The sequence below is a fragment of the Dysgonomonas sp. 520 genome (assembly GCF_010501095.1).
Classification (GTDB): Bacteria; Bacteroidota; Bacteroidia; order Bacteroidales; family Dysgonomonadaceae; genus QVMP01.
In genome coordinates, this window is record NZ_QVMP01000013.1 from 131,076 (window position 1) to 131,550 (window position 475).

General features: G+C 43.8%; 1 protein-coding gene. It reads right to left on the reverse strand.

The annotated features are described in order from the left end of the window. Nucleotides 1–179 precede the first annotated feature (179 nt). Nucleotides 180–475, reverse strand: a 296-nt coding sequence (locus D0T56_RS16760; protein ID WP_255491146.1) for an exonuclease domain-containing protein, incomplete at its 5' end; no start/stop codon positions are given.

Here is a 475-nt window from a genome sequence, read left to right on the forward strand (position 1 = left end):
CAACTCTCGGCATCGGCAAGGGAATTAATCAGCCGCATATTGAAGGATACTTCCAGATTATAGCCTGTTATCGCTGCCATCAGTTCATTGCCATCATAATCCAACACCCCGTACATCATCCTTTCTTCTTTTGAGAAAGAAACCGTTTCCTTTTTTGGAATATCTTTTTCTTCCATAAGCTATATCTTAAAATGGTTTCTGGTCTTTTCCCTTTTCATTATGCCATTGTCTCCACCGCCTTCGCAGTTTCGCATACGTCCGGAGCATACCCTTACGATATTCAGTGTTGCCGTCACGTCCGCGTCCGCATCGTGCGCGTCATCCAGTTCCAAATTCAACCTTTCGGCAATCAGTTCCAGTTTGTACGAATTAACGGTAGGGTCATTGGCCAGAGTTAGCCGTGCCAGGTCAATGGTATCGATATAATGCGGTTGAAAGTTCCCATAGAAATCAATTTTTCCGGCAAATACTTTTT